Annotated in this window: 7 protein-coding genes; all 7 read right to left on the reverse strand. The window is 69.7% G+C overall.

Annotated features, from left to right (window positions below; translation table 11 throughout):
• Nucleotides 1-106: 106 nt before the first annotated feature.
• Nucleotides 107-364, reverse strand: coding sequence for a UvrB/UvrC motif-containing protein (locus AADI75_RS15450; protein ID WP_341209886.1), 258 nt, complete (start codon nucleotides 362-364; stop codon nucleotides 107-109).
• A gap of 56 nt (nucleotides 365-420) precedes the next feature.
• Entirely contained in the window at nucleotides 421-1,617 is a 1,197-nt protein-coding gene (locus AADI75_RS15455; protein ID WP_341209887.1) for a glycosyltransferase family 4 protein, read from the reverse strand.
• 64 nt (nucleotides 1,618-1,681) lie between these two features.
• Nucleotides 1,682-2,374, reverse strand: coding sequence for a response regulator transcription factor (locus tag AADI75_RS15460; protein ID WP_341209888.1), 693 nt, complete (start codon nucleotides 2,372-2,374; stop codon nucleotides 1,682-1,684).
• Nucleotides 2,374-5,049 carry a sensor histidine kinase KdpD gene (locus tag AADI75_RS15465; RefSeq protein WP_341209889.1) on the reverse strand — a complete coding sequence of 892 codons (2,676 nt, stop codon included), beginning with the start codon at nucleotides 5,047-5,049 and terminating at the stop codon, nucleotides 2,374-2,376. The genes AADI75_RS15460 and AADI75_RS15465 overlap by 1 nt, the downstream gene beginning before the upstream one ends.
• Nucleotides 5,049-5,621 carry a potassium-transporting ATPase subunit KdpC gene (gene kdpC, locus AADI75_RS15470; RefSeq protein WP_341209890.1) on the reverse strand — a complete coding sequence of 191 codons (573 nt, stop codon included), beginning with the start codon at nucleotides 5,619-5,621 and terminating at the stop codon, nucleotides 5,049-5,051. The genes AADI75_RS15465 and kdpC overlap by 1 nt, the downstream gene beginning before the upstream one ends.
• Before the next feature lie 133 nt (nucleotides 5,622-5,754).
• Nucleotides 5,755-7,788 carry a potassium-transporting ATPase subunit KdpB gene (kdpB, locus tag AADI75_RS15475; protein WP_341209891.1) on the reverse strand — a complete coding sequence of 678 codons (2,034 nt, stop codon included), beginning with the start codon at nucleotides 7,786-7,788 and terminating at the stop codon, nucleotides 5,755-5,757.
• Nucleotides 7,789-7,799: 11 nt separating this feature from the next.
• The coding region (gene kdpA / locus AADI75_RS15480; RefSeq protein ID WP_341209892.1) for a potassium-transporting ATPase subunit KdpA at nucleotides 7,800-9,295 on the reverse strand (1,496 nt) is incomplete at its 5' end.

The following is a 9,295-nucleotide window of genomic DNA, read 5'->3' on the forward strand; positions in this document are numbered from 1 at the left end:
GACGCTTCAGCTTGCAGGGATCATACTCTAAGTGGGCCGTCAGATCCGTCATTGCGAGCGTAGCGAAGCAAGGACGACGATAATCTCGACGCCATACCCCGACGATCTACCGTTTCCCCCGCGTCATCAGGTCCGGCTTCGGCGGCGGCTTCCACCCTTCGGGCGGCACCACCTGCTGACGGCTCGTCCCCAGCCCCATCGCGCCCGGCTGCTGGCGCGTCAGCCCATCCACCGCCGCCGAATCCTCCACCGAGGCACCGGCTTGCAACAGGCTAATCCGATCCCGCAGCCGCCGCGCTTCCTCGAAGTCGAGCGCCGCAGCCGCCGCCTCCATCTGCGCCCGCAACGCGCTGATCACGCTCACTGATGGTTCACCGTCATCCATGTCGAACCAACCGGCCGACCCGCCCGGCGTTCCGCTCAACCGATCAAACCGCGCAACACCTGCCGCAACTTCTCGCCATAGCCATTGTGCGGATCGAAGAACGCGTCGCGCAACGGCTCCGCCGCCGCCACCTTCTGCGCATACAGCCCCTGATCGGTCGCCAGCGCGCGCAACGCCGCGACATAGCCCGCGACATCGTCGGGCTCGACCTCGATCGCCGCCTCGTGCACCAACTCCAGCGCCGGGCAGACCCGCGACGTCACCACCGGCCGCCGCGCGATCACGCCCTCGGCGACGATCATCGCGAAGCCTTCCTCGAAATCGCTGCGCGTCGGCACCACCACCGCGTCGCTCTCGTCCAGCCGCTGCGACAGCGCATCGCGGTCGCAGAAACCGTGCAGCAGGAAGCGATCGCCCATCCCGCTCCGATCCACCGCCTCCTGCAACGCCTCGCTCGCGGTCCCCTCGCCACAGATGTGGAACACGAACCGCGGACCGCCGTCGTCCCGCAGCCGCCGACACGCCTCCAGCATGTCGAACACGCCCTTGTTGTGCTCGACCCGCCCCGCGAACAAAACATGGAAGTCGTCGCGCACCCGCGGCACCGCACCCGGCGGCGCGATCGCCGCGAATTGCGCGGGCGTATAGGTGGGCAGGAACAGGATCGACTGAATCCGTCCGCCGGACAGCGCCGCGACCTGTTCGACGATCAGCGGCGACGCGGCCAGCGTCGGATCGGCGAAGCGATAGTGGAACCATCCCAGCAACCGCGCCAGCACCCGCCGGGTCAACGGCTCGCGCGCCGCCGGGCGCTGGATCGAACAGTGCAGCGCATTGACGAACCGCACCCCGCGCCACCGCCACGGCACCAGCGCCCACCAATGATACATGGCATCGGTCAGCACGATCACCCGCGCGCCCGCCGCCACGGTCTCGCGCACCCTGCCCCACAACCACGCGACCTCGGCGAGATGATAGCCCAGCCCGCTCGCCGCCCGCCGCGGCCGGTTCATGATATGGACGCCGGGGCGTACGTCGTCGTAGCGCGGCTGCGCGGCACTGGTGGTGACGATCAGGTCGTGCCCCAGCTCGTCGGCAACGTCGAAGAATTGCAGCAGATAGCTGGTGCCGAAATAGCCGAGCGGCGCGCCGCTCCGCCAGCTATCGTGCACCACCCGCGCGTCGACGGGGCCGCTGATATAGCCAATCTTCGCCTTACCCTGCCGCGACACCACCCGCCCCCTCAGCAACGACGCATCGCGCCGCCACCGTCCATCGTCGCTGCGCGCGCCGGCGTCAAATCGCGCCGTCGCTCCGCAGCCGGTACCCGACCCCCAGTTCGTTCGCGATCACGCTGCCGACCGGCGCGGGCGCCTCCAGCTTCTGACGCAGGTTGCGGATCACGATCCGCAGATATTCGATCCGCGCATCCTCGTCCCCGCCCCAACAGGCGTCCAGCAACTTGTCGTGGGTCACGATCCGCCCGATGTGCCGGACCAGCATTGCCAGCACGTCATGCTCCTTGCGCGTCAGATGCACCTCCGCGCCGCCGCGTCGCACGATCCTGCGGTCGAGATCGAACGCGAGGTCGCCGCGCGTCACGCTCTTCTGCGTCTCGACCGGCGGCCCGCGGTGGCGCAGCGCCACGCGCAGCCGCGCCAGCAATTCCTCGGTGTCGAACGGCTTGCCGACGAAATCGTCCGCGCCAAGATCGAGTGCCGCCACCTTCTCGTCCACCGCATCGCGCGCCGAGATGACCAGGATCACCACCTCGCCGCCGGCATGGAGCAATGGGATCAGGCTCAACCCGTCGCGGTCGGGCAGGCCAAGGTCGAGCAGGATCGCCGCCGGATGCTCCGCCGCCGTCTGCTGCAACGCGTCCCTGGCGTTCCCCGCCTCGACCACCTCATAGCCCGCGCGCGTCAGGGTGTTGCGCAGCAGCCGCCGGATCGCGGCCTCGTCATCGACGATAAGGACCTTGGCGGGCATCAGGACTGGCCCTCGATCTCGGCATCGCGCACGATCGACGCCGCTGGAAACACGAGCGCGAACGACGCGCCGACCCCGTCGCTCCGGTTGCTCGCCTCGACCATCATCCCCATCGCCTCCGCAAACGCCTTGACGATCGCGAGCCCCAGCCCGGTGCCGCCGATCGCACGGTCCGACCCCTCCAGCCGCGTAAAGGTCTCGAACACCTCCGCCTCGCGCCCCGGCGGCAGACCCGGCCCGTGATCGAGCACCGACAGCCGCAACTCGCCGAACCGGTGGCGGCCCTCGATCACGATCTCGCTGCCGGGATCGCCATAGCGCCCGGCATTGTCGAGCAGATTGAGCAGGCAATGATGCAGCAATTGCGGATCGGCGCGCACCAGCGGCAGATCGGGCGGCACGTCGAGCCGCACGCCATGCCCCTCCAGCGCGCGCCGTGCGTCGTGCGCCGCACCGGTCACCGCATCGCTCAGGTCGATCGCCTCGACGTTCAGCCGGATCGCGCCCGCCTCGACCCGCGCCATGTCGAGCAGATTGGCGACGAAGCGGTTGAGCCGCGCCGACTCGCCCTTGATCGTGCCGATCAGCTCCGGCGTCGCCCCGTGGTCGAGCTGGTCGGCCGCGGCGATCACCGCGGTCAGCGGCGTGCGCAGGTCGTGGCTGACCGACGACAGCAACGCCGCACGCAGCCGGTCGCGGGTCCGCACCACGTCGAGATCGCGCATCTCCGCCTGCAACCGCAATCGCTCCAGCACCAGCGCCGACTGGTCGAGCAGGCTGCTGAGCAGCGGCAACTGATCGGCGCGCACCGGATTGGTGCCGCCATCGTTCGCCACCCCCAGCACCCCCAACGTCCGCGCGCCGGCCTTCAGCGGCTGGAACAGCCATTCGGAGGCGGTCAGCGTCCCCGAACCCTTGCCCGCCGCGCTGCCGGTGTCGAACGCCCAGTTGGCGGCGGCATTGTCCATCGCATCCAGCCGGTAACCGGGGTCGCTCGCCGCCAGCACCTCCAGCGTGCCGTCCGTCGCCGCGCCCAGCAGCACGACATGCACGTCGAGCAGCCGCCGCACGTCGTCGCAGATCATCCGCGCCGCCTGGTCGGCGTCGTTCACCGCCGCGATCTGGCGCAGGAATCCGGCGAGCGTCGCGTTCGTCCGCGCGCTGGCGGCGGCGAGATCGGCCTGCGCCCGCACCCGCGCGGTCAGCTGGCTGGTCGCAAACGCGATGCCGAGCAGCACCACCACCGAGATGACGTTCTCGGGATTGTTGATGCTCAGCGTGCCGACCGGCGGCAGGAAAAAGAAATTGTACGCCAGCGTCGAGGCGAGCCCCGCGAACAGCCCGGTGCGCAACCCGTAAAGGCTCGCCGCCGCCATCACCGGCAGCAGGTAGAGCAGCGCGACATTGCCGAGGTCGATGACATGGACCAGCGCGCTCCCCGCCGCCGTCACGCCCGCGACCATCGCACTCGTCACCGCATAGCCCGACGGCGCCCCCCATCGCGCCGGCCGCCGCGCCCCGCGCTCGCTCCGCCCCGCCCCTGCCGCCACCGGCAGGACGTGCACGGTGACGTCGGGCGTGTCGCGCACCAGCCGGTCGACCACCGATCCGTGCCGCAGTTCGAACCAGCGCGAGCGCGGCGACTTGCCGAGCACCAGTTGCGTCGCGCGCGCATCCGCAAGGAACCCCTGTATCCCCTCCACCACGCTGGTTGCCGGCACGGTGGCGACCGCCGCGCCCAGCTGCGTCGCCAGCGTCATCGCCGCCGCGACGCGTGCGTGCTGCGCGTCGGTGAAGTGCGCGGCGCGCGGCGTCTCGACGAACAGCGCGGTCCACGGGCCCCGCAGGCCGTCGGCGATCCGCTTGGCGGCGCGCACCAGCACGTCGCTGCCCGGCAGCTCGCTGATCGCGACCACGATCCGCTCGCTCCCCGCCCATGTCCCGCCCAGGCCGAGCGCACGCACGTCGTCGAGCATCCGCGCATCGACCGCCTGCGCCGCGCGGCGCAGCGCCAGCTCGCGCAGCGCCGACAGATTCGAGCGCGAGAAGAAATGCCCCAGCGCGCGCGTCGCCTCCGCCGGCAGATAGACCTTCCCCGCCTTCAACCGCTCGATCAGCTCGTCGGGCGGGATGTCGACGACCTCGATCTCGGCCGCCTCCAGGATGCTGTCGGGCACCGTCTCGCGCACCCGAACCCGCGTGAAGCTGGCGACGACGTCGTTGAGGCTCTCGACATGCTGGATGTTGACCGTCGAATAGACGTCGATCCCGGCGGCGAGCAGTTCCTCGACATCCTGATAGCGTTTCGGATGCCGGCTGCCCGGCGCGTTGGTGTGCGCCAGCTCGTCGACCAGCACCAGCCGCGGCGCGCGCGCCAGCACCGCGTCGAGGTCCATCTCGTGCAGCACATGCCCGTCGTGGTTCACCGCGCGTCGCGCGACGATCTCCTGCCCGCGCGTCAGCGCCTCGGTCTCGGCGCGGCCGTGCGTCTCGACGACGCCGACGACCACATCGACCCCGTCGCGCCGCCGCGCCTTGCCCTCGGACAGCATTTCATAGGTCTTGCCGACGCCCGGCGCCGCGCCGCGAAAGATCTTCAGCCGCCCGCCCCCCCCCTGCGCGGCGGCGCGCCGCAGGGCGGCGGGCTCGGCTCCGGCAGCGCCGCTCTGCGGCATCAGCGCGCGGCGGCGTCCAGCGCGCGGTTGAGCGCCAGCACATTGACGTGCGCGTCGCCCAGCACCGACGTCTCGGTCTGCGCGGTCACCAGCGCGCGCACCCGTGCGACCGGCAGCCCCCGCACCCGCGCGACCCGCGGCGCCTGCGCCAGCGCGGCCGCGGGCGACAGATCGGGATCGAGCCCCGATCCGCTCGCGGTGACCAGATCGGCGGGCAGCTCGCCCGTCACCCCCTCGCCGCGCCGCGTCGCGACATCCTGCGTCACGCGCTCGGCCAGCGCCTTGCTGGTCGGCCCGAGGTTCGACCCCGACGACGCCAGCCCGTCATAGCCCTTGCCCGCCGCCGACGGCCGCGTCTGGAAATAGCGCGCGGCGACGAACGCCTGCCCGACCACGGTCGAGCCGATCACGCGCCCCGACGCATCGCGCACGAGGCTGCCGTTCGCTTGCGCGGGGAAGATCGTCTGCCCGATGCCCGTCATCGCCACAGGATAGACCAGACCGAGCAGGATCGCGAACAGGATCGTCATGACGATCACCGGACGCACGGCGGTTTTGATGTCGGTGTTCATTGGTGGTTCCTTACCTAAAGCCCCTCCCCTTCAGGGGAGAGGTTGGGGTGGGGGAGTCGCAGGCGATAGTCTCCGTGAGACCTCCCCCACCCCCAACCCCTCCCCTAAAGGGGAGAGGCTTTCTGCGTTCGCGTCACGCCAGGCCGAGGCCGCCGACGACCACGTCGATGATCTTGATCCCCACGAACGGCGCCAGCAGCCCGCCCAGACCATAGACCGCCAGGTTGCGCGCCAGCAGCGGCCCGGCCGCCATCGGCCGGTACGCCACGCCCTTCAGCGCCAGCGGCACCAGCAACGGGATGATGATCGCGTTGAAGATGATCGCGCTCAGGATCGCCGATTGCGGCGACGCCAGCCCCATGACGTTCAGCACCCCCAGCCCCGGATAGAGCGCGACGAACATCGCCGGGATGATCGCGAAATATTTGGCGACGTCGTTGGCGACCGAGAAGGTCGTCAGCGCCCCGCGCGTCATCAGCAATTGCTTGCCGAGCCCGACCACCTCGATCAGCTTCGTCGGATCGCTGTCGAGGTCGACCATATTGCCCGCCTCGCGCGCCGCCTGCGTGCCGGTGTTCATCGCCACGCCGACATCGGCCTGCGCCAGCGCCGGCGCGTCGTTGGTACCGTCGCCGCACATCGCGACCAGCTTGCCGCCCTGTTGCTCCTTGCGGATCAGCGCCAGCTTATCCTCGGGCGTCGCCTGCGCGAGGAAGTCGTCGACCCCGGCCTCGGCGGCGATCGCCGCGGCGGTCAGCGGGTTATCGCCGGTGATCATCACCGTGCGGATGCCCATCGTTCGCAGCTCGCCGAAGCGCTCGCGGATACCCGCCTTCACCACGTCCTTCAGGAAGATCGCGCCCAGCAACCGTCCGTCGCGCGCCACCGCCAGCGGGGTGCCGCCCGCGCGCGCGATCTCGTCGGTGATCCGCCGCAACTCGGTCGCCGCCGCGGTCGCGCCGCTGCCCTCATTGGCGCGCAGGATCGAATCGACGGCTCCCTTCTGGATCAGCGCGCCGCCGGTCTTCACGCCGGAGATACGCGTCTGCGCGGTGAACGGGATCACCTCGGCATCCTCGGGCAGCCGCGCGGTGGTCACATGAAACGCCTCGCGCGCCAGCACCACGATCGAGCGCCCCTCGGGCGTCTCGTCGGCAAGGCTGGCGAGCAGCGCCGCCTCGGCCAGCTCGGCCGCGCTCGCGCCACCGACCGCACGGAACTCGGACGCCTGCCGGTCGCCGATCGTGATCGTGCCGGTCTTGTCGAGCAACAGCACGTCGATATCGCCCGCCGCCTCGACCGCGCGCCCCGACTTGGCGAGCACGTTGAATCGCACCAGCCGGTCCATCCCCGCGATCCCGATCGCCGACAACAGCGCCGCGATCGTCGTCGGGATCAGCGTGATGAGCAATGCCGCGAGGATCGCCACCGGGATGCTGCCCCCGGCATAGCGCGCGAACCCCGGGATCGTCGCGACCGCGATCAGGAAGATGATCGTCAGCCCGACCAGCAACAGCGTCAGCGCGATCTCGTTCGGCGTCTTCTGCCGCTCGGCCCCCTCGACCAGCGCGATCATGCGATCGAGGAAGCCCTTGCCCGGCTCCACCGTCACCTTGACGCGGATCTCGTCGGAGATGACGCGCGTCCCCGCCGTCACCGCCGAGCGGTCGCCGCCCGCCTCGCGGATCACCGGCGCGCTCTCGCCGGTGATCGCGGCCTCGTTGACCGAGGCGACGCCCGCGATCACCTCGCCGTCGGACGGGATCAGGTCGCCCGTTTCGACCAGCACCACGTCACCGATCTTCAGTTGGCTGGCGGGCACGTCGTCATATTCGCGCCCGTCGCGCTTCAGCCGCTTGGCGGTCAGCTCGGCTTTCGCGGCGCGCAACGACGCCGCCTGCGCCTTGCCGCGCCCTTCCGCCAGCGCCTCGGCGAAGGTGCCGAACAGCACCGTCAGCCACAGCCAGATGACAAGCTGCACCTTGAAACCGGTGCCCAGCCCGTCGTGACCGATCACGAGCAGGACGGTCATCAGCGCCGCGACCGCGGCGGTGACGAACATCACCGGGTTGCGCACCAGCTGCGCGGGGTTGAGTTTGAGGAAGGATGCCGAGATCGCCGGAAGGACGAGATCGGCGGTGAAGAGGCTTTTGGTCTGCTTGGCCATGATGTGCCCGATCAGAAGAGCTGGCCGCGGATCATCGCGAGATGATCGGCGATGGGACCGAGCGCGAGGCTCGGCAGGAAGGTGAGACCGCCGAGGATCAGGATGATGCCGACCAGCAGCCCCACCCACAGCCCGCCGGTGGTCGGGAACGACCCCGCGCTTTCCGGCGTGTATTTCTTGGCGGCCAGGCTGCCCGCGATCGCCAGCATCGGCACGATGATGAAGAACCGCCCGACCCACATCGCGACGCCCAGCAGGCCGTCGTAATAGGGCGTGCTGGCGGTCAGCCCGGCGAAGGCCGAGCCGTTGTTCGCCACCGCGCTGGTGAAGGCGTACAGGATCTCGCTGAACCCGTGCGGCCCCTTGTTGAGCGGCCCGGCCAACCCCTGTTCCAGCACCGACGACAGCGCGGTCAGCCCCAGGATCATCAGCGGCAGCACCGCGATCGCCAGCACCGCCAGCTTCACCTCGCGCGCCTCGATCTTCTTGCCGACATATTCCGGCGTCCGCCCGACCATCAGCCCGGCGACGAACACCGCGAGGATCGCGAACAGCAGGAAGCCGTAGATGCCCGCGCCGACCCCGCCGATGACGACCTCGCCCAGCTGCATGTTGAACAGCGGGACCAGCCCGCCCAGCGCGGTGAAGCTGTCGTGCATCGCATTGACCGCGCCGCACGATGCCGCGGTGGTGATCACCGAGAACAGCGCGGAGGCGGCGATGCCGAACCGCACTTCCTTGCCCTCCATATTGCCGCCCGCGACGCCCAGCTGGTGGAGCACCGGATTGCCCGCCGCTTCCGCCGAGTAGCTGACGGCGACGCCGGCAAGGAACAGGATCATCATCGCGGCGAGGATCGCCCAGCCCTGCCGCGTATTGCCGACCGCCTTGCCGAACGTCCACGTCAGCCCGACGCCGATCGCGAAGATCGACAGCATCTGGATCAGGTTGGTCAGCGCGGTCGGATTCTCGAACGGATGCGCCGAATTGACGTTGAAGAACCCGCCACCGTTGGTGCCGAGCATCTTGATCGCTTCCTGGCTGGCGACCGGGCCGAGCAGGATCGACTGGCGCGCGCCTTCCAGCGTCTGCACGTCGACCACCCCCGCCAGCGTCTGCGGCACGCCGCTCGCGATATAGAAGAGCGTCAGCACGATGCAGAGCGGCAGCAGCAGGTAGAGCGTGATCCGCGTCACGTCCGCCCAGAAATTGCCGATCGATTTCGCCTCGCGCCGCGCGAACCCGCGGAACAGCGCGAAGGCGAGCGCGATCCCGGTCGCCGCCGACAGGAAATTGTGGATCGTCAGCCCCAGCATCTGGCTGAGGTTCGACATCGTGCCCTCACCGCCATAGCTCTGCCAGTTGGTGTTGGTGGTGAAGCTGATCGCGGTGTTGAACGACAGATGCTCGCCGACCGCGGCCAGCCCCTGGGGGTTGCCGGGCAGCACCGCCTGCAACCGCAGCACGGCATAGGTGAAGGCCATCAGCACCGCGTTGAACAGCAGCA

The organism is uncultured Sphingomonas sp., from assembly GCF_964021865.1.
Taxonomy (GTDB): domain Bacteria; phylum Pseudomonadota; class Alphaproteobacteria; order Sphingomonadales; family Sphingomonadaceae; genus Sphingomonas.